Raw genomic sequence first — 17,548 nt, 5'->3', positions numbered from 1 at the left:
CCAGAAGGGCCGTGTCGGCTTCGGTCAGGGCAAGGCGCGTGAAGTGCCGGAAGCCATCCGCAAGGCTACCGAGGAAGCCAAGAAGACCATGGTTCGCATCCCGCTGCGCGAAGGCCGCACGCTGCATCACGATGCAGACGGTCGCTGGGGCGCGGGCAAGGTGACGCTGCGTGCGGCGCCTCCGGGTACCGGCATCATCGCCGGCGGTCCGATGCGCGCTGTGCTCGAGAGCCTGGGTGTTCAGGACGTGGTGGCCAAGTCGGTCGGCTCGTCCAACCCCTACAACATGATCCGCGCCACGTTCGACGCGCTCAAAGGCCAGAACAGCCCGCGTACGGTTGCGGCCAAGCGCGGCCTGAAAGTGGCCGACATTGTCAATCGCCGGAATGACGGTGCCAGCGCACCCGAAGCCGTCGACAGCCAGAGCTAGGAATACCGGCCATGGCCAAGAAAACAGTCATCGTGCGTCAGACGGGCAGCCATATCCGCCGCCCCAAAGACCAGCTGCAGACGCTGACCGGGCTGGGCCTGGGGCGTATCGGCAAACAGCGCGAGCTTGAAGATACGCCGTCTGTGCGCGGCATGATCGCCAAGGTCGCCCACCTTGTAGAAATCGTCGAGGAGCGCGGCTGAGGCCGCGCCATCCTTGATAAGGAGAATAGTCATGCGTCTGAACGAACTGCGGGACAATCCCGGCGCGGTGAAAGAACGCACCCGCGTGGGTCGCGGCATCGGCTCGGGCAAGGGCAAGACCGGCGGCCGTGGCGTCAAGGGTCAGAAATCGCGCTCTGGCGTGGCCATCAAGGGCTTCGAGGGCGGTCAGATGCCGCTCCACCAGCGTCTGCCCAAGCGCGGCTTCACCAAGCCGAACCGTGCCAAGTTTGCTGAAGTGACGCTCGGCCGCCTGCAAAAGGCGATTGATGCCGGTCGTCTCGATGCCAAGGCTACGGTTGACGCCGAAGCGCTGATCAAGGCCGGCGTGATCCGCCGTGCCAAGGACGGCGTGCGCATCATCGGTGGCGGCGCCTTTAAGGCGAAACTGACCATCAACGCAGCGGGCGCCTCCAAGCCGGCCATCGCAGCGATTGAAAAGGCGGGCGGGTCCATCACCCTGCCGGCTCCGAAAGACAGCGAAGCCTGATGCGGTTTTGAGGACGGCTCCCCAAATGGGTTGAGCCGTCCACATTCCGTCCTGATCCTGCCGGGACCGCAAGGGAGCGAGACCAGCCCATGGCATCTGCCGCAGAACAACTTGCCGCGAATATGAATTTCGGCGCGTTCGCCCGTGCCAAGGAGCTCCAGAAGCGGCTTCTCTTCACGCTGTTTGTGCTGATCATCTACCGGGTTGGCACCTATATTCCGATGCCGGGCATTGACCCGGATGTCTTTGCGGGCGCTTTCCAGCAGCAGCAGCAAGGCATTCTCGGCGTTTTCAACATGTTTTCCGGCGGTGCCGTTGAGCGTATGGCGATCTTCGCCCTCAACGTGATGCCGTACATCTCCGCCTCGATCATCATGCAGCTCATGGCCGCCACCGTGCCGAGCCTGGAGCGCATGAAGAAGGAAGGCGGCGAGCAGGGCCGCAAGCAGATCAACCAGTATTCGCGCTATCTCACCGTGGTTCTCGCGGTGCTCCAGGCGTTTGCCATTGCGGTGTCGATGGAAAGCCCCGATCCGACGACGGGCGCCACCATCGCGATCGATCCGGGCTGGTTCTTCCGCATCACGGCTGTGGTTTCGCTTGTCGGTGGCACGATGATGCTGCTCTGGCTTGGCGAACAGATCACGGCACGCGGGGTCGGCAACGGTATCTCGCTCATCATCTTTGCAGGTATTATCGCGGAAATGCCGCGCGCGCTGTTCCAGACGCTGGAGCAGGGCCGTACGGGCAACCTCTCTGCTGGCCTGATCATTGCGATGATCCTCGGCATTATAGCTGTGCTGGTCTTCGTGGTCTTCATGGAGCGCTCCCAGCGGCGATTGCTGGTGCAGTATCCCAAGCGCCAGGTCGGCAACCGCATGATGGGCGGCGAATCGAGCTTCCTGCCGCTGAAGCTGAACACGGCCGGCGTGATCCCTGCGATCTTCGCTTCCTCGCTCCTGCTTCTGCCCGCGACGATTGCCGGCTTCTCGGCCGATACCGGTCCGGAATGGCTGCGCACTGTCACGGCGCTGCTTGGCCCGGGCCAGCCGCTCTTCATCATCTTCTATGCGTCGATGATCGTGTTCTTCACCTTCTTCTACACGTCCATCGTCTTCAATCCGGAAGACACGGCGGATAATCTGAAGAAGTATGGCGGCTTCCTGCCCGGCATCCGTCCTGGCAAGCGTACGGCAGAGTATATCGACTATGTGCTGTCCCGCCTGACCGTCATCGGGGCTGCCTATCTGACCTTCGTGTGTGTGCTTCCCGAAGTGCTGCGCGCCGAGCTGGATATTCCGTTCTATATCGGCGGCACAGCCCTTCTCATCGTGGTGTCGGTGACCCTCGATACCGTCTCGCAGATCCAGTCCCACCTGCTGGCCCACCAGTATGAGGGCCTGATCAAGAAGACGAAGCTGAGGGGGCGCAAGCGGTGAACATCGTACTCTTCGGACCGCCCGGTGCCGGCAAAGGCACGCAAGCCAAGCGCCTCGTAGAGTCGCGCGGCTGGGTTCAGCTTTCCACCGGTGACATGCTGCGCGATGCGCGCAAGGCCGGAACCGAGCTTGGCAACCGGGTTGCCGGGATCATGGATCGCGGCGAGCTGGTGTCCGACGAGATTGTGATCGCCCTGATCGAGGAACGTCTGCCTGAGGCCGAGGCTGCAGGCGGCGCGATTTTCGACGGCTTTCCGCGTACCGTTCCCCAGGCCGAGGCGCTTGACCGCCTGCTGGCAGGGCGCGGCGCACCCATCGCCAAGGTGATCCGCCTGGTGGTGGATCAGGACGAGCTGGTGGCGCGCGTCGAGAAACGCGCTGCCCAGGAAGGACGCGCCGATGATACGGTGGAGGCCTTCAAGGTCCGCCTGACGGCATACAATAACCAGACGGCTCCTCTCATCCCCTTCTATGACGGCCAGAACAAGCTGGTCGACGTCGACGGGATGGGGTCGATGGACGAGGTTTCAGCCCGCATCAAGGCGGCGCTGGATGCATAAGTCTCGCTGACGGGGCAATTGCCCCTGATGCGAGGGTGTGAGTTTTGTGGAGTGACGGCGCTCAAGCCCGGTTGACGGGCAGGCCTTCGTCACTATAAGAAGCGCCCTTCGCTCTGAGGGGCCGGCCACGAGGCATGGCGCACACAGGTTTGTGTCGCGCCCTGAACGTGTCGGTTCTTTTTGCGCGCGGCATATTGAACAGGGAGTAGCGTTGTGGCCCGCATAGCTGGCGTCAACATTCCGACGAACAAGCGCGTAGAGATTGCGCTTCGCTATATTCACGGTATCGGCCCGGCCATGGCGCGGGAGATCTGTGAGAAGGTAGGCATTCCGTCTGAAAAACGGGTTAACCAGCTTACCGACGCTGAAGTGCTTCAGATTCGCGAGACGATCGACGCCGGCTATCTGGTCGAAGGTGACCTGCGCCGCGAAACCGCTGTTAACGTCAAGCGTCTGATGGACCTTGGCTGCTATCGCGGTCTGCGTCACCGCCGTGGCCTGCCCGTGCGCGGTCAGCGTACCCACACCAATGCCCGTACCCGCAAGGGCCCGGCTAAGCCGATTGCCGGCAAGAAGAAGTAAGGACCAGGCGCAATGGCCAAGGAACCGACACGCGTGCGCCGCCGCGAGCGCAAGAACATCACCTCCGGCGTGGCGCATGTTAATGCCAGCTTCAACAACACGATGATCACCATCTCCGACGCGCAAGGCAATGCGATTTCCTGGTCGTCGGCAGGCATGATGGGCTTCAAGGGTTCGCGCAAGTCGACCCCCTATGCCGCCCAGATGGCCGCCGAAGATGCAGGCCGCAAGGCGCAGGAACACGGTGTGAAGACCCTCGAGGTCAAGGTTTCCGGTCCGGGTTCGGGCCGCGAGTCCGCGCTGCGCGCGCTGCAGTCGGTCGGGTTCACGATCACGACGATCCACGACGTGACGCCGATCCCGCACAATGGCTGCCGTCCGCCGAAGCGCCGCCGCGTCTAATTCATTACCGGAGCCGCGCGTTTTCCGCTGCGGCTCCGGCGCACTTTTATCTGTCGCGCGCTGGCATCAGGCATTCGGTCTGATACCGGGCGCGCCTTTCGCTTGAAGGGACGTTCCGTGATCGAGAAGAACTGGCAGGAACTTATCCGTCCGATGAAGCCCGTCGTTCAGGCTGGCCATGATGCTGCGCGCAACGCCAAGATCGTTGCCGAGCCGCTCGAGCGCGGCTTTGGCATGACGCTGGGCAATGCGCTGCGCCGTGTGCTCCTGTCCTCGCTGCAGGGCGCGGCAGTGACCGCCGTACAGATCGACGGCGTGCTGCACGAGTTCTCGTCCATCCCGGGTGTCCGTGAAGACGTCACCGACATCGTGCTGAACCTGAAGCAGGTCGCCCTTCGCATGCATGGCGAGGGCCCGCGCCGCGTGGTTCTGCGCAAGACCGGACCGGGCGAGGTTACGGCTGGCGATATCGAGGAAACGGCCGATATCGAGGTCATCAACCGCGATCACGTCATCTGCACGCTGGACGAGGGCGCGAGCCTGCGTTTCGTCCTGACCGTGAACAACGGCAAGGGCTATGTCCCGGCCGAGCGTAACCGTCCGGAAGATGCGCCGATCGGCTATATCGCCATCGACGCGCTCTACAGCCCGGTCAAGCGCGTGGCTTACCGCGTCGAGAACACCCGTGAGGGCCAGGTTCTCGACTATGACAAGCTGACGCTCGACATCGAGACCAATGGCGCCGTGACGCCGGAAGATGCGGTGGCCTATGCTGCCCGCATCCTGCAGGACCAGTTCCAGATCTTCGTGAACTTCGAGGAACCCTCCGAAGCGCGCGGTCCGGAAGACGATGCGCCGTCGCTCGACTTCAACCCGGCCCTCCTGAAAAAGGTGGACGAGCTGGAACTGTCCGTGCGTTCGGCCAACTGCCTGAAGAACGACAATATCGTCTACATCGGCGACCTGATCCAGAAATCGGAATCGGAAATGCTCCGCACTCCGAATTTCGGCCGCAAGTCGCTCAATGAGATCAAGGAAGTGCTGGCCCAGATGGGTCTGCACCTCGGTATGGAAGCGCCGAACTGGCCGCCGGAAAATATCGAGGAACTGGCAAAGAAATTCGAGGATCAGATCTAGGCTGGCCGCCGCGAGGCGCCCCGCCCGGAGTGAAGGAGACATCCCATGCGTCACGGGAATGGATATCGCAAGCTCAACCGCACCGCGTCCCACCGGCGCGCCATGTTCGCCAATATGGCGGCATCGCTGATCGAGCACGAGCAGATTGTAACCACTCTGCCGAAAGCCAAAGAGCTGAAGCCGATCATGGACAAGCTGATCACGCTGGCCAAGAAGGGCGATCTGCATGCCCGCCGTCAGGCGATTGCGCAGATCCGCAACAAGGACCAGGTGTCCAAGCTGTTTGCGACGCTCGGCCCGCGCTATGGCGAGCGTAATGGCGGATATACCCGCGTTCTCAAGGCCGGCTTCCGTCATGGCGACAACGCCCCGATGGCCGTCATCGAGCTGGTCGACCGCGATGTGGATGCCAAAGGCGCCGTTGACCGCGCCCGCGCCGAAGAGTTCGCCGGCGAGGAATAGGGCTCAAGGCCTTCACAAGACCTATAAAGGCCCCGGTGGAAACGCCGGGGCCTTTTGTTTGGTGGAAACGTGGCCCAGCCCGGCCTCTGCGATACATCCGACCCTTACCGCACTTGTAATTTTCAGCCCCTGTTCAGGCGCGGCTGCGCACCTTAAATCGGTCTGATCAAGGAGCATGAGGGAGCACACCATCATGAACTGGAAACTGCCAGCCATCGCTGTTGCGCTCGCGGCGGGCCTCGGCCTTGCCGTCATTGCTGCCAATACCGCAGACGGGCAGGAGGAGACGCTCGCTGGTGCCGGTGAGCGCGTGCGCGCCCTGCCGCAGTCTCGCGGCGACATGCAGCTCTCGTTTGCGCCGGTCGTGCGAGAGGCCGCGCCGGCGGTGGTCAACGTGTATTCGCGCCGCTTCGTTGCCGACCGGAACCCGTTTGCGGGCGATCCGATGTTCGAGCGCTTCTTTGGCCCGCAGGCACCACGCCAGCGCGAGGTTCAGTCGCTGGGCTCCGGCGTGATTGTTGATGAGGCCGGGCTGATCGTCACCAATAACCACGTCGTCGCGGGTGCACAGGAATTGCGTGTAGTTCTCTATGACCGCCGCGAGCTGGAAGCCGAGATATTGCTGGCTGACGAACGCACCGACCTTGCCGTGCTGCGCGTTGTCGCCGATGAGCCGCTTCCCGTGCTGCCGTTTGACCTTACCGGGTCAGCCGAGGTTGGCGATCTGGTGCTGGCAATCGGCAATCCGTTCGGTGTCGGCCAGACCGTCACCTCCGGCATCGTGTCGGCGCTTGCGCGCACCGATGTCGGAATTACCGACTATGCCTTCTTCATCCAGACAGACGCCGCCATTAACCCCGGCAATTCGGGTGGCGCGCTCGTGTCCATGAATGGCGAGCTTCTGGGGATCAATACCGCGATCTTCTCGCGTTCGGGTGGTTCGCAAGGCATCGGCTTTGCCATCCCTGCAGAGATGGTGCGCAGTGTGGTTCAGGCTGCCACCAATGGCGGCGAGCTGGTGCGCCCCTGGCTCGGTGCCCGGCTACAGCCGGTCACCAGCGATATTGCCCTGTCCATGGGGTTTGATCGTCCGCGCGGCGTGCTGGTGTCGGATGTGTATCCGGGCGGGCCGGCGGATAGCGCACGGCTTCGCCAGGGCGACATAATCCTGTCGGTTGACGGTGTGGATGTGAACAATGAGGCGGCGGTGCGCTTCCGCTTTGCCACGCGCACCATTGGCGAGGAATCGCAGGTTCGCCTGATGCGTGATGGCCAGGAGCGCACGGTCACTGTCCTTGCCGAAGCGCCTCCGGGCGAGCGTGAAGGCGAGCGTCTGGTGCTGAGTGGGCGCAACCCGTTCAGCGGTGCAGAGCTCGTCCAGCTTTCCCCCGCGTTCAACGATGCAAACGGTATTGATCCTTTCCTCGAGGGCCTGATCGTGACCGGCGTGCAGCGGCGCTCGGCTGCAGAGTTTTACGGCTTTCAGCCCGGTGACCGGGTCTTGAGCGTCAACCGGCGCTCAGTTCGCGACCTTGCCGAGATCGAACTTGAGCTTGAGCGCAGCGACAATGCACGCGAGTGGCCGGTCGAGATCGAGCGCCGCGGCGAACGCTTTGCCCGCACGCTTCGTCTGTAAACGCGGGCAAGGTTAATCCGAATTAACCTTGCCCTCCGGTCCGCGCTGCTGGCGAGAATGGCGAATTTTGTTGTTTTGCCAGCAGCTTGCGAACCGTCAGTCGTCTGTCTTTCCTAGTTCGCCAGAGCTTGCAGATGCGAAGCATGCGCGGCAAGCTGACGCATCCGGACATGCCGGCGACCATTGATCACAAGAGGGGAGACCGGGTTCACCGGTATTTTTCATGAAGTCCATTACATCGGTATTTTTTGTATCTGCCGCCATGCTGGCGGTCTCGGCCTGCGCCACCACCGGGGACGACACGGCGCGCGTCGAACGTGAACTCGCACAGCGCGAACAACTCGCCGAGGAATATACCGCCCTGGCCGAAGGCCAGACGGGAGAGCAGGCCGATGATGGCCGTATCTGCCGCATTACGGGGATGACCGGCACGCGCGTGCGCAACACCCGCACCTGCCTGACGCCGGAAGAATGGCGTGACATGGCTCGCCGCGAAAACCAGGAAGCAGAAGAGATTCTGCGCGCGCGCGGCATGATGACGACGCGCGATCCTTCGGGCACCTGATCTGATATTGGTCGGCGGGGCAGATTACAGCGGTCTGACCGGCCCTTTGCAGCTTTGGTGCTGTCAGGGCCGGCAGAGCCGGTGATAGTATCTGTCCCGTGACCGACCTTTTCCGGAAAGCTGGCCTTGAGGCCGATGCGCCGCGTCCGCTGGCAGACCGGCTGCGTCCGCAATCGCTTGGCGAGGTGGTGGGGCAGGGCCATGTGCTCGGCCCGGCAGGTCCCGTAGGCCGCATGCTGGCGCAGGGGCGGCTGTCCTCGCTCATCTTGTGGGGGCCGCCGGGCGTCGGCAAGACGACCATTGCCCGGCTACTGGCCGATGCCTCTGGCCTGCAATTTCATCCGCTTTCGGCGGTGTTTTCCGGCGTGGCCGATCTGAAGAAGGCTTTCGAGAAGGCCCGTGCCCGCCGCGCTGCCGGGCAGGGCACCTTGCTCTTCGTCGACGAGATACACCGGTTCAACCGCGCCCAGCAGGACGGCTTCCTGCCCGTTGTGGAGGAAGGCGTTGTCACGCTGGTCGGCGCGACGACGGAAAATCCGAGCTTTGAGCTTAATGCGGCGCTCCTCTCGCGCTGTCAGGTGATGGTGCTCAAAAGGCTGGATGAGGAGGCGCTCGAAGCGCTCCTCAAACGGGCCGAAACAGCAGAAGGGCGCGCCTTGCCCTTGCAGCCCGAAGCGCGCGGCACCCTGATAGCCATGGCGGACGGAGACGGCCGCTATCTGCTGAACCTTGCCGAGGAGGTGTTGCGGCTGGACCTGTCCGAACCGTTGTCATCGGCCGGGCTTGGCGAGTTCCTGCAGAAGCGCGCGCCGGTCTACGACAAGGATCGCGAGGAGCATTACAATCTTATCTCGGCGCTGCACAAATCGGTGCGGGGCTCTGATCCTGATGCAGCGCTTTACTGGCTTGCCCGCATGCTGGAGGCGGGCGAAGACCCGCTCTTTCTCGCACGGCGGATCGTGCGCATGGCCAATGAGGATATCGGCCTCGCCGACCCGACGGCCATTCACGCCGCGCTTGCGGCAAAGGAAACGTACGATTTTCTCGGCAGCCCGGAGGGCGAGCTGGCGCTGGCACAGGCGGTTGTTCATCTTGCCTGCGCCCCGAAATCCAATGCGGTCTATGTCGCTTGGAAGGCAGCCTCCAGGCTCGCCCACGAGACCGGATCACTGATGCCGCCAGCCCATATCCTCAACGCGCCGACGCGGCTGATGAAGGATCAGGGCTATGGCAAGGGCTATGAATACGACCACGATGTGGAAGGCGGCGTCTCCGGTCAGGACTATTTCCCCGAACAATTGAAGGACCGCCCGGTCCTCTATGCGCCCAAGGATAGCGGGCGTGAGGCGGCGATTGCCGAGCGTCTGGCGCGCTGGCGCGTCATCCGGGAGAAGCGCCGTAGCGGCTAGGCGGGCGCGGCCTGCCCTTGCATTCGTTCGCGCGCGAGCCTAACCCCTCCGGGCGATGCAACATCTCTTTCTCATAGCAGCAGGCGGGGCACTCGGCGCGGTATCGCGCCATGCGGTGAACCAGGCGTGCCTGCGCTATATCGGCCCGGAATATCCGTGGGGCATTCTAGCAGTGAACGTAGCCGGTTCGTTCGCGCTGGGCCTGCTTGTGGGCTGGCTGGCGCATGCCGGACGGCCCGACGCCACCGAAATGCGCATGGCGCTGGGCGTCGGCTTTCTGGGGGCCTTTACGACGATGAGCGCGTTCGCACTGGACATTGTGCTGATGCTCGAACGGCGTGAACTCGTCACCGCTCTGGTCTATGGCGGCGGCACGGTGATGGCCTCAATCCTGGCGGTCATGGCCGGACTTTTCCTGATGCGTGCGGTGATGCCATGAGCAAGGTTCAGACGATTGCGGTGAAACCCGACGAGGCCGATATCCGGCTTGATCGCTGGTTCAAGCGGCATTTCCCCCATGTCACCCATGGCGCGCTGGAGAAGCTCCTGCGCACGGGGCAGGTGCGGGTTGATGGCGGGCGGGTGAAAGGCAATCAGCGTTTGTCGCCGGGCCAAGAAGTGCGTGTGCCGCCCTTGCCGGAGCCGGGTGAGGCACCCGCGCCCAAGGCCATCAGCGCCGAGGACAAGGCTTTTGCGCGCTCGCTCGTGCTTTACGAAGACGACATGCTGATCGCGCTGAACAAGCCGCCGGGCCTGCCCGTACAGGGCGGATCAAAGGTGACCCGGCATCTGGACGGCCTTCTGGATGCGTTCGGGACCGGTGACCGCCGCCCGCGTCTTGTGCACCGGCTCGACAAGGATACGTCCGGCGTGATGGTCGTCGCTAAAGGCGCATCGAATGCGGCGGCACTGGCGGCGCTCTTCAAGGGCCGTGATCTTGAGAAGACCTACTGGGCGATTGCGCTGGGCATACTGATGCCGCGCGCAGGCGAGATCACCGGCTACATGAAGAAGACAGTGAGCAATCAGGGCGACCGCGAACTGATGGTTGCCGCCCGTCATGGCGAGGAAGGCGCGCAGTTCGCTCTGACCCGCTACGCGACAGCGGACGAGGCAGGCCGGCGCGCCAGCTGGGTGGTGCTGCGCCCGGAAACGGGCCGGACGCACCAGCTGCGTGTGCACCTTGCCGCTGCCGGGCACGCCATTCAGGGGGACGGAAAATACATGTGCGATGTCCCTTCGCTTGGCGGGGTTTCGCAGAAGCTCCATCTGCATGCGCGAAAGCTGGTCATTCCCCGGGAAGGCAAGAAGCCGCTCGTGCTGGAGGCGCCCTTGCCCAAACACATGGCCGACACCTTTGCCGCGCTCGGTTTCGATGCAGGGATGGATATGCGCGCTGTCGAGGCACATCTGGCATGAGCGGTCTGAAGCTGGCTGTATTCGATGTCGATGGCACGCTCATCGACAGCCGGGAGATCATCCACCGGGCAATGGACCGTGCCTTCACCCGCGCCGGGCTTGGCGAGATGCCCTACGACCGGGTGCGTACGATAGTAGGTCTGGAGCTTTCAGAGGCGATTGCGCGCCTTGCCCCGCCCGATATCGGGGGCGAGCGCCTGATGCGGCTTTGCACCTTTTACAAGGAAGCCTTCGTCGAACAGCGCGCCGATCCGGGTTTCGAAGAGCCGCTCTATGCCGGTGCACTGGAAACGCTGGAACGTTTGAGCGATGAAGGCTGGCTTCTGGGTGTTGCCACCGGCAAGGCGCGACGCGGGCTCGATATCGTCTTTGGCCATCATGGCCTTCACCGCTATTTCCAGACCCTGCAGACCGTCGATCACGGGGTGGGCAAGCCCAATCCGCGCATGGTGCTGGACGCCATGGCCGAAACGGGCACGCGCCCCGAAGAGACGGTAGTCATCGGCGATACCAGCTTTGACATGGCGATGGCCCGTTCGGCGGGCACGCGTGCGCTTGGCGTAAGCTGGGGCTTTCACACTGCAGAGGAAATTGCATCGGGCGGTGCCCATGAAATCCACGACAGCTACGATACGCTCAATCAGGCGCTCAGCCGATTTGTGCCGTTCGAGGGGATGAACCAGTCATGAGCATGTCCAAGGCGAAGGCGGAAAATCGCCCTTTGCCAAAACGTTTCTATTCCGAGGCGAGCGCGGGGCCGGATGCGTCCGGGTGGGCCGTGCTGCTGGACGGACGCCCGGTAAAGACGCCTGAGCGCAACACGCTGGCCGCGCCATGCGAGGGCCTCGCAGTAGCCATGGCAGCGGAATGGGATGCGCAAACAAAACATATTGATCCCTTCACCATGCCGTTGACGCGCCTGGCGCATGTGGCGGTGGACCGGATGGAAGCGGCGCGCGCCGCTGCTGCCGCCGAGATCGCCCGGTTTGCGGGTACCGACCTTCTCTCCCATCGCAGCGATGACCCGGCTCTTGCCGCCGAACAGGCCCGCCAGTGGGACCCCATGCTCGACTGGGCGGCGACCGCGCTGGATGCACCGCTCAAGAGTGCGGTCTCGATACTGCCGCTCGAGCAACCAGAAAGCTCTGCCCAGGCGCTCAGCCGCCGGGCCGAGGCGCTGGATGTCTGGCGTCTGACCGGGCTGATGAGTGCGGTTCCGCTACTGGGGTCTGCAGTGCTGGGCTTTGCCCTTCTTGAGGCGGAAATCGATGGCGAGACGGCCTTTGCCCTGTCGCGCCTCGATGAGGATTATCAGGCAAAGCGCTGGGGCGAGGACAGCGAGGCCGCCGAGGCGGCGGCCAATCGCAAGCGTGATCTTCTTGCCTGCGAAAGACTGTTCCGGCTGCTGGACGAGGCAGGCGTTTAGACTTCCTTCACGGGCAGGGCCGATGCTGCAGGCGCAACTTGCATCGGGAATGCGGCCATGAAGCCATTTGTTCATATCGTTGCCGCCGTTCTGGCGCTGGGACTGGCGGGCGCAGTTCAGGCCCGGCCCTTCGAGGTGCCAGCCGACCACACCGCGCTCATCCGCCTGCCGGGTGATGCGGCGGCCATCGTGATCGGCAATCCCAATGTCGCCGATGCGACGCTTTACGATGCTCGCACGATCTTCGTGACGGGGCGCGTATTTGGCCGCACCAACATGATCGCGCTCGATGATAATGGCCGCGTGCTCTACACCTCCGATCTGGTTGTTACCAATTCCGGGCGTGGCAGCGTGCAGGTCTACCGCAACACCGAACGCCAGAGCTATGTCTGTGCTCCCAACTGCGAAGCGGTGCCGGTGATCGGCGATACGGGCGAGTGGTTCTCCGGCGTTGCAGGCCAGCAGGCCGACCGCACCTCTGCCGGTGGCGGGCGCTAGGTTTAGCCTTTCCTTAACCAGGTTTTTTCACCGCGAATTAAACGCACTGCGCGATAGTGCCCGCTGAAGTATTGCTTCAGGGGAGTGGCGCGGCGTGAAGTTTCAAGGCCCGGTCAGACGTCTGGCAACGCGCATGGCGCGTGACAGGAAAGGTGCGACGGCGGTCGAATTCTCGCTGGTTGCCCTGCCTTTCCTCGCGCTTCTGGGCGCGATCATGGAAACCGCGCTCGTCTTTTTTGCCGGCATGATGATGGAACACGCGCTCGGCCAGTCCGCGCGCGAGATCCGCACCGGTCAGATTCAAGTCGCAGGCGGTTCGCCGGAAGCCTTCCGGACGGCTGTGTGTGGCCGGACAGCGGGCATGATCGACTGCAACCGCCTGCGCATTGATGTGCGTACGCTGGACAGTTTTGGCGGCGTCACCGAATTGCCGGTGGGCGATGATGGCATGGTCGATGTCGGATCGGTTGGTTTCCTGCCTGGCACGCCGGGCGACATCGTGCTGGTGCGTGCCTTTTACGACTGGCCGCTGGTCGTTCCCAATCTGGGCCTCGGCCTTGCCAATCTGGAAGGTAACAGGCGCCTGCTGACGGCAACGATCGCGTTCCGCAACGAGCCTTTTCAGGAGGCGCTGCAATGATCGCCCGCTTTTCACTCTCCCGGCTAAGCGCCGATACGCGCGGCGTTTCCGCTGTGGAGTTTGCGCTGATCGCGCCCTTGCTGATTGCGCTCTATATCGGCTCTGTCCAGGTGACGCTGGGCCTTTCCGCCGACCGCAAGCTGACCGCGGCGGCGAGCACTGTTGCTGATCTGGTTGCCCAGACGGATATCATTGAGAACGGTCTGCTCGCCGACATGTTCGCCGCTGGCGATGCAGTGATGCAGCCCTACTCGACAGCCAGTCTTGCCATGCGGGTTACGTCGCTGAGCGCCGACGATGACGGCAATCCGGTTTTTGCCTGGAGTCAGGGGCGGGGCATGGCCGCGCGCGGTGCGGGTGATCTGCCGGCCGTTCCTGCTGGACTTCTTCTCCCCGACGGCGGCGTAATCGTGGTCGAGGCAAGCTATGTCTATAATAGCCCGGTCGCGACCAGCGGCATCGGGCGGTTCAACTTCACCGAAACCGTTTTCATGCGTCCGCGCAATGTTTCCTTTGTCCCGTTCGATGGCGAACCGGGAGAGGGCGATGGCGGTTCGGATTCCGGCTCTGGCGGTGAAGGCGGTTCGGATTCTGGCTCCGGCGGGGGTAGTGGCTCCGACTCCGGTTCCGGGTCTGGCGGCGATGGTGGTTCTGACAGCGGTTCAGGTGGCGATGGCGGCTCGGATTCCGGTTCCGGCTCTGACGATGGCGGCTCGGGTTCCGATAGCGGCTCGGGTTCTGGCTCTGGTGGCGATAGCGGCTCTGGATCGGGTTCAGGTGGCTCGGGTTCGGGTTCGCAAAGCCAGTGCCGCTTTACCGGCCTGCTTGCACTTCTCTTCTGCCGCAGCCGCTAGCTGCCCGGAAGGGCGTCACACGGGTTCCCGCGTCCACCCAATCTTAAGCGTGTTGTGGTTTGATAACTGCATAGACGCTCGATGACGGAAGACGCCATGCTGTCCTATCTGTGTGTAAGTGCCGCCATGCTGCTCGCCCTTGTTGCGGCGCTCGAAGACCTTCGCCGGTTCACGATTTCCAACTGGATACCGGGCGCGCTGATCGGTCTGTGGGTGGTCTATGCGCTGGTATCCGGCATGAGCTGGCAGACTGCGGGCATCAGCTTCCTCACCGGCCTTGGCGTGCTCGCCCTGATGATCGGCCTGTGGATGCCGGGCTGGCTGGGCGGAGGCGATGCCAAGCTGATTGCCGCCCTCGCGCTCTGGTTTGGCTGGCCGTCAGTGCAGACCTTCCTGATCCTCGCCATGATTTGCGGCGGGCTTCTCTCTCTCGCCCTCCTTGCCGGGCGCCGCGTTGCTCCGGGTCTGCCGGTTTCGCCGGAACGTCTTGCGGCCAGCCCGCTCGCCCATGGGGCGCCTGTGCCCTACGGCGTTGCGATCGCTGCCGGTGCGCTCTGGGCGCTGCCGCATTCGCCCCTGCTGATGGCGCTGGCCGGCTAGGGCGTTAACGCCTGAGTGACCCAACTGGCACAATCCCTGCGCGGGACACATCTTCGAAGGGATTATTAACGCGGCCTTGAGGTTTTCCCGGTGAGATCAGGCACATCTGCCTTATCGCGCCGAGGGATCCGCGAGCTGCCATGAACGCTACCCGTCTTGTCATTCTGATTGCTGCCGGACTGGCCGCCATCCTTGCGGCCTTCTTCGTGCGCAACGCCATGCAGCCGCGCGTGATCGAGCGCACGGTAACGGAAGCGCCGGTTCAGGCCCCTTCAGTCCGGGTGCTTGCCGCGCGCCGCGATCTGGCGATGGGCCAGCGGGTTTCGCCGGGCGATCTCTACTGGCAGCCCTGGCCGGAAGAGGCCATTTCGCCGGCCTATATTCGCGAATCAGCAGACGGCGAAGCGATCAACCGGCTGGCTGGTTCGGTCGTGCGGGCGGTCATTGCGCAAGGCGAGCCGATCACCGAGCGCCGCCTTGTGGCGCCCGGCGCCAGCGGCTTCATGGCCGCGGTCATCACGCCGGGCATGCGCGCCATTGCGGTGCCGACCTCGGCGCGCGCAGGGGCTGGCGGCTTCATCCTGCCCAATGACCGGGTTGACCTGATCGTCACCAGCCAGGGCGAGAACAATGCCTTCTTCGCCCAGACGCTGCTTGAAAATGTCCGTGTGCTGGCGATCGACCAGTCGATTTCCGAAGACGGTTCGGACGCGGTGGTCGGGTCGACCGCCACGCTGGAAGTGACGCCGCAGCAGGCGCGCATCGCGGCGCAGGCCATTGCGGGCGGCACGCTGACCTTGTCCTTGCGCAGCCTGGCCGATGCGTCTGACGCGATCACTGATGTCGAGGAGCCCGAAGCGAGCGGGCAGCGTGTTGTGCGGGTCTTCCGCTACGGGCGTGAAGAGCGCGTGGCGCTCAGCGGCGGGGGAGGGGAGTAATGGCAGCACGTCATTTGACGGCACTGGCGGCCCTGGCAGCGCTTGCGCTGCCATTTGCGTCCCTGCCGGTTCAGGCCCAGAGCCTGCCGACCGAACGTAACAATGCGATGCAGGTCACTATCCGCGAGCCCGGCAATGGCCCGGTCTCCGAGCGCCTGTCCTTGCCTCTGGGTCAGGCGGCGGTCATCAATCTGCCGGTCGATGCGGCTGACGTCATGGTGGCCAATCCGGAAGTCGCCGACGCTGTCGTGCGCACGCCTACGCGCGCGGTGCTTCTGGGGCAGGGCGTCGGGCGCACCAATGTCTTCTTCTTCGATGCCGATGGCGCGCTGATCCTGGACCTTGCTGTACGGGTCGAGCGCGACATGGACGGTCTGACCGAGGCGCTCGCCCGCTTCGTGCCGGGTGGCCGCATCTCGGCTGAATCCATGAATGCCAATATCGTGCTGTCCGGCACTGTGCCGTCTGCCAGCGCGGCCGACACCGCCCTGCAGGTTGCGCGCCGCTGGGCCGATGATCCCGAGCAGGTGATCAGCTTCCTGACCGTCGAAGGGCGTGATCAGGTGATGCTGCGCGTTCGCATCGTGGAGATGCAGCGCACTCTGGTCCGCCAGCTCGGCATCAATCTCAATGCCAATCTCAACACCGCCAGCCCGACCGTGAACCGGATCGAGACCGACAATGCGTTCGGCCTTGCCGGCGCGGCGCTGGGCGGTCTGACTGCGCGTGCGGACCTGTTGAACATTCTCGGCCCCAATACCCGCCTCGGCGCGACGTTCGCGGCGCTGGAGCGCGTGGGTCTGGTGCGCACTCTTGCGGAGCCTAACCTCAGCGCGATTTCGGGCGAGTCGGCCAATTTCCTGGCGGGCGGCGAGTTCCCCGTGCCGGTCGGCCGTGACCGGGATGGCAATATCACCATCGAATACAAGCCCTTTGGCGTCGGTCTCGGGTTCACGCCTGTTGTGCTCTCCGAAGGCCGCATCTCGCTGCGCATCTCTACGGAAGTCTCCGAGCTTTCCAATCAGGGTTCGATCACGCTTGGCGGCACCGCCCAGACCGACGAGAACGGGAATGTGGTGGGCGGCGTTCCGGCGCTGACCATCCCGTCGCTCACCGTCAACCGGGCGGAAACGACGGTGGAACTGCCGTCTGGCGGCAGCCTCGTCATTGCCGGTCTCATCAAGGAAGAAACCCGTCAGGCGATTGACGCCGTGCCGGGGGTGGAGCGCCTGCCCGTGCTGGGCTCGCTCTTCCGCTCGCGTGACTTTGCCAATAGCGAGACCGAGCTGGTTGTCATCGTGACGCCCTATCTGGTCGATCCGGCAAATCCGGATGCGCTTGCCGTTCCGGGTGAAGGGTTCCAGCCGGCATCAACCGCCGCCAACGTGTTTCTTGGCCGTCTGAACCGTGTCTATGCCGCGCCGGGCGCGCAGGTAGACGGGCGCGGCTGGTCCGGCCCCGTCGGCTTCGCCGTGGAGTAGTCCTGCCATGATGCATAAAGCCCTCTTCGTGATCCTCGCAGGCGCGCTTTGCCTCACCGCCTGCTCCTCCCGGCCCGAACCCATGCCGCGGGCGAGCGCCGTTGCGGAGACCGTGCGCGTCGAGATGCCGGTCGATCCGCGCGATAACGGGCTGACCTGGGCGCAGCAGGAACTGATCGAGGCGCTGGCAGGCGAATACAAGGCACGTGGTCATGGCCCGTTCGTGATCTCGTATCCCCAGAATGCCGGCAATGCCGATGCGGCGCTCGGCGCCATCGCCGATGTGCGCACCGCGCTGCATGGCCATGGCCTTGACTGGCAGCAGATTGGTGGCGGCGCCTATGAGGCGCGCGGCGCGG

The 17,548-nt window shown here is 63.8% G+C and carries 23 protein-coding genes; all 23 read left to right on the top strand.

Annotated features, from left to right (window positions below; translation table 11 throughout):
- On the top strand, positions 1 to 430 hold a 430-nt coding region (locus ACTS2Z_RS11060; RefSeq protein WP_442573264.1), incomplete at its 5' end, for a 30S ribosomal protein S5.
- Positions 431 to 441: 11 nt separating this feature from the next.
- On the top strand, positions 442 to 633 hold the full coding sequence (rpmD, locus tag ACTS2Z_RS11055) for a 50S ribosomal protein L30 (protein ID WP_036512062.1): 192 nt from the start codon (positions 442 to 444) through the stop codon (positions 631 to 633).
- 31 nt (positions 634 to 664) lie between these two features.
- Positions 665 to 1,141, top strand: a complete 477-nt coding sequence (gene rplO / locus ACTS2Z_RS11050; protein WP_442573263.1) for a 50S ribosomal protein L15 — start codon at positions 665 to 667, stop codon at positions 1,139 to 1,141.
- 89 nt (positions 1,142 to 1,230) lie between these two features.
- The gene (secY, locus tag ACTS2Z_RS11045; protein WP_442573261.1) at positions 1,231 to 2,580 is read left to right on the top strand and encodes a preprotein translocase subunit SecY; all 1,350 of its coding nucleotides are present in this window, start codon (positions 1,231 to 1,233) and stop codon (positions 2,578 to 2,580) included.
- Positions 2,577 to 3,140 (top strand): adenylate kinase, encoded by a 564-nt coding sequence (locus tag ACTS2Z_RS11040; RefSeq protein WP_442573260.1) that lies wholly within the window; start codon positions 2,577 to 2,579, stop codon positions 3,138 to 3,140. The genes secY and ACTS2Z_RS11040 overlap by 4 nt, the downstream gene beginning before the upstream one ends.
- Before the next feature lie 213 nt (positions 3,141 to 3,353).
- Positions 3,354 to 3,722, top strand: coding sequence for a 30S ribosomal protein S13 (rpsM, locus tag ACTS2Z_RS11035; protein WP_442573259.1), 369 nt, complete (start codon positions 3,354 to 3,356; stop codon positions 3,720 to 3,722).
- A gap of 12 nt (positions 3,723 to 3,734) precedes the next feature.
- Complete coding sequence (gene rpsK, locus ACTS2Z_RS11030; RefSeq protein ID WP_442573258.1) at positions 3,735 to 4,124, top strand: 30S ribosomal protein S11; 390 nt, start codon at positions 3,735 to 3,737, stop codon at positions 4,122 to 4,124.
- A gap of 117 nt (positions 4,125 to 4,241) precedes the next feature.
- The gene (locus tag ACTS2Z_RS11025; protein ID WP_442573265.1) at positions 4,242 to 5,261 is read left to right on the top strand and encodes a DNA-directed RNA polymerase subunit alpha; all 1,020 of its coding nucleotides are present in this window, start codon (positions 4,242 to 4,244) and stop codon (positions 5,259 to 5,261) included.
- A gap of 45 nt (positions 5,262 to 5,306) precedes the next feature.
- A complete protein-coding gene (rplQ, locus tag ACTS2Z_RS11020; RefSeq protein WP_127565818.1) occupies positions 5,307 to 5,723 on the top strand; it encodes a 50S ribosomal protein L17 in 417 nt (138 codons plus the stop codon).
- 193 nt (positions 5,724 to 5,916) lie between these two features.
- Positions 5,917 to 7,359 carry a DegQ family serine endoprotease gene (locus tag ACTS2Z_RS11015; RefSeq protein WP_442573257.1) on the top strand — a complete coding sequence of 481 codons (1,443 nt, stop codon included), beginning with the start codon at positions 5,917 to 5,919 and terminating at the stop codon, positions 7,357 to 7,359.
- Positions 7,360 to 7,582: 223 nt separating this feature from the next.
- The gene (locus ACTS2Z_RS11010) at positions 7,583 to 7,924 is read left to right on the top strand and encodes a hypothetical protein (protein WP_442573256.1); all 342 of its coding nucleotides are present in this window, start codon (positions 7,583 to 7,585) and stop codon (positions 7,922 to 7,924) included.
- A 98-nt stretch (positions 7,925 to 8,022) separates the two neighbouring features.
- Positions 8,023 to 9,333: a replication-associated recombination protein A gene (locus ACTS2Z_RS11005; protein ID WP_442573255.1), complete on the top strand. Its 1,311-nt coding sequence runs from the start codon at positions 8,023 to 8,025 to the stop codon at positions 9,331 to 9,333.
- A 55-nt stretch (positions 9,334 to 9,388) separates the two neighbouring features.
- The gene (crcB, locus tag ACTS2Z_RS11000; protein ID WP_442573254.1) at positions 9,389 to 9,772 is read left to right on the top strand and encodes a fluoride efflux transporter CrcB; all 384 of its coding nucleotides are present in this window, start codon (positions 9,389 to 9,391) and stop codon (positions 9,770 to 9,772) included.
- Positions 9,769 to 10,752 carry an RluA family pseudouridine synthase gene (locus tag ACTS2Z_RS10995; RefSeq protein WP_442573253.1) on the top strand — a complete coding sequence of 328 codons (984 nt, stop codon included), beginning with the start codon at positions 9,769 to 9,771 and terminating at the stop codon, positions 10,750 to 10,752. Before crcB ends, ACTS2Z_RS10995 begins: the two co-directional genes overlap by 4 nt.
- Positions 10,749 to 11,441 (top strand): HAD-IA family hydrolase, encoded by a 693-nt coding sequence (locus tag ACTS2Z_RS10990; protein ID WP_442573252.1) that lies wholly within the window; start codon positions 10,749 to 10,751, stop codon positions 11,439 to 11,441. The genes ACTS2Z_RS10995 and ACTS2Z_RS10990 overlap by 4 nt, the downstream gene beginning before the upstream one ends.
- On the top strand, positions 11,438 to 12,178 hold the full coding sequence (locus ACTS2Z_RS10985; protein ID WP_442573251.1) for an ATP12 family chaperone protein: 741 nt from the start codon (positions 11,438 to 11,440) through the stop codon (positions 12,176 to 12,178). The genes ACTS2Z_RS10990 and ACTS2Z_RS10985 overlap by 4 nt, the downstream gene beginning before the upstream one ends.
- A 57-nt stretch (positions 12,179 to 12,235) precedes the next feature.
- Complete coding sequence (locus tag ACTS2Z_RS10980) at positions 12,236 to 12,676, top strand: pilus assembly protein N-terminal domain-containing protein (RefSeq protein WP_442573250.1); 441 nt, start codon at positions 12,236 to 12,238, stop codon at positions 12,674 to 12,676.
- 94 nt (positions 12,677 to 12,770) lie between these two features.
- The gene (locus ACTS2Z_RS10975) at positions 12,771 to 13,316 is read left to right on the top strand and encodes a TadE/TadG family type IV pilus assembly protein (RefSeq protein WP_442573249.1); all 546 of its coding nucleotides are present in this window, start codon (positions 12,771 to 12,773) and stop codon (positions 13,314 to 13,316) included.
- On the top strand, positions 13,313 to 14,170 hold the full coding sequence (locus tag ACTS2Z_RS10970) for a TadE/TadG family type IV pilus assembly protein (protein WP_442573248.1): 858 nt from the start codon (positions 13,313 to 13,315) through the stop codon (positions 14,168 to 14,170). Before ACTS2Z_RS10975 ends, ACTS2Z_RS10970 begins: the two co-directional genes overlap by 4 nt.
- A gap of 96 nt (positions 14,171 to 14,266) precedes the next feature.
- Positions 14,267 to 14,770: an A24 family peptidase gene (locus ACTS2Z_RS10965; RefSeq protein ID WP_442573247.1), complete on the top strand. Its 504-nt coding sequence runs from the start codon at positions 14,267 to 14,269 to the stop codon at positions 14,768 to 14,770.
- A 140-nt stretch (positions 14,771 to 14,910) separates the two neighbouring features.
- The gene (cpaB, locus tag ACTS2Z_RS10960; RefSeq protein WP_442573246.1) at positions 14,911 to 15,708 is read left to right on the top strand and encodes a Flp pilus assembly protein CpaB; all 798 of its coding nucleotides are present in this window, start codon (positions 14,911 to 14,913) and stop codon (positions 15,706 to 15,708) included.
- Positions 15,708 to 17,189, top strand: a complete 1,482-nt coding sequence (locus tag ACTS2Z_RS10955) for a type II and III secretion system protein family protein (RefSeq protein WP_442573245.1) — start codon at positions 15,708 to 15,710, stop codon at positions 17,187 to 17,189. Before cpaB ends, ACTS2Z_RS10955 begins: the two co-directional genes overlap by 1 nt.
- A gap of 7 nt (positions 17,190 to 17,196) precedes the next feature.
- On the top strand, positions 17,197 to 17,548 hold a 352-nt coding region (locus tag ACTS2Z_RS10950; protein ID WP_442573244.1), incomplete at its 3' end, for a CpaD family pilus assembly lipoprotein.

The sequence above is a fragment of the Glycocaulis sp. genome (assembly GCF_052168375.1).
Taxonomy (GTDB): domain Bacteria; phylum Pseudomonadota; class Alphaproteobacteria; order Caulobacterales; family Maricaulaceae; genus Glycocaulis.
Note: the sequence above shows the minus strand (reverse complement) of the source record. Positions and strands in the feature narration are given on the sequence as shown.

Excerpts from the sequence above, each read along its gene's own strand:
- ACTS2Z_RS11015 (WP_442573257.1), top strand. The coding sequence starts at position 5,917 with ATGAACTGGAAACTGCCAGCCATCGCTGTTGCGCTCGCGGCGGGCCTC.
- ACTS2Z_RS10965 (WP_442573247.1), top strand. The coding sequence starts at position 14,267 with ATGCTGTCCTATCTGTGTGTAAGTGCCGCCATGCTGCTCGCCCTTGTT.
- rpsK (WP_442573258.1), top strand. The coding sequence starts at position 3,735 with ATGGCCAAGGAACCGACACGCGTGCGCCGCCGCGAGCGCAAGAACATC.
- secY (WP_442573261.1), top strand. The coding sequence starts at position 1,231 with ATGGCATCTGCCGCAGAACAACTTGCCGCGAATATGAATTTCGGCGCG.
- rpmD (WP_036512062.1), top strand. The coding sequence starts at position 442 with ATGGCCAAGAAAACAGTCATCGTGCGTCAGACGGGCAGCCATATCCGC.
- ACTS2Z_RS10970 (WP_442573248.1), top strand. The coding sequence starts at position 13,313 with ATGATCGCCCGCTTTTCACTCTCCCGGCTAAGCGCCGATACGCGCGGC.
- ACTS2Z_RS10985 (WP_442573251.1), top strand. The coding sequence starts at position 11,438 with ATGAGCATGTCCAAGGCGAAGGCGGAAAATCGCCCTTTGCCAAAACGT.
- rplO (WP_442573263.1), top strand. The coding sequence starts at position 665 with ATGCGTCTGAACGAACTGCGGGACAATCCCGGCGCGGTGAAAGAACGC.
- rplQ (WP_127565818.1), top strand. The coding sequence starts at position 5,307 with ATGCGTCACGGGAATGGATATCGCAAGCTCAACCGCACCGCGTCCCAC.
- cpaB (WP_442573246.1), top strand. The coding sequence starts at position 14,911 with ATGAACGCTACCCGTCTTGTCATTCTGATTGCTGCCGGACTGGCCGCC.
- ACTS2Z_RS11010 (WP_442573256.1), top strand. The coding sequence starts at position 7,583 with ATGAAGTCCATTACATCGGTATTTTTTGTATCTGCCGCCATGCTGGCG.
- crcB (WP_442573254.1), top strand. The coding sequence starts at position 9,389 with ATGCAACATCTCTTTCTCATAGCAGCAGGCGGGGCACTCGGCGCGGTA.
- ACTS2Z_RS10955 (WP_442573245.1), top strand. The coding sequence starts at position 15,708 with ATGGCAGCACGTCATTTGACGGCACTGGCGGCCCTGGCAGCGCTTGCG.
- ACTS2Z_RS10990 (WP_442573252.1), top strand. The coding sequence starts at position 10,749 with ATGAGCGGTCTGAAGCTGGCTGTATTCGATGTCGATGGCACGCTCATC.
- ACTS2Z_RS10980 (WP_442573250.1), top strand. The coding sequence starts at position 12,236 with ATGAAGCCATTTGTTCATATCGTTGCCGCCGTTCTGGCGCTGGGACTG.
- ACTS2Z_RS10995 (WP_442573253.1), top strand. The coding sequence starts at position 9,769 with ATGAGCAAGGTTCAGACGATTGCGGTGAAACCCGACGAGGCCGATATC.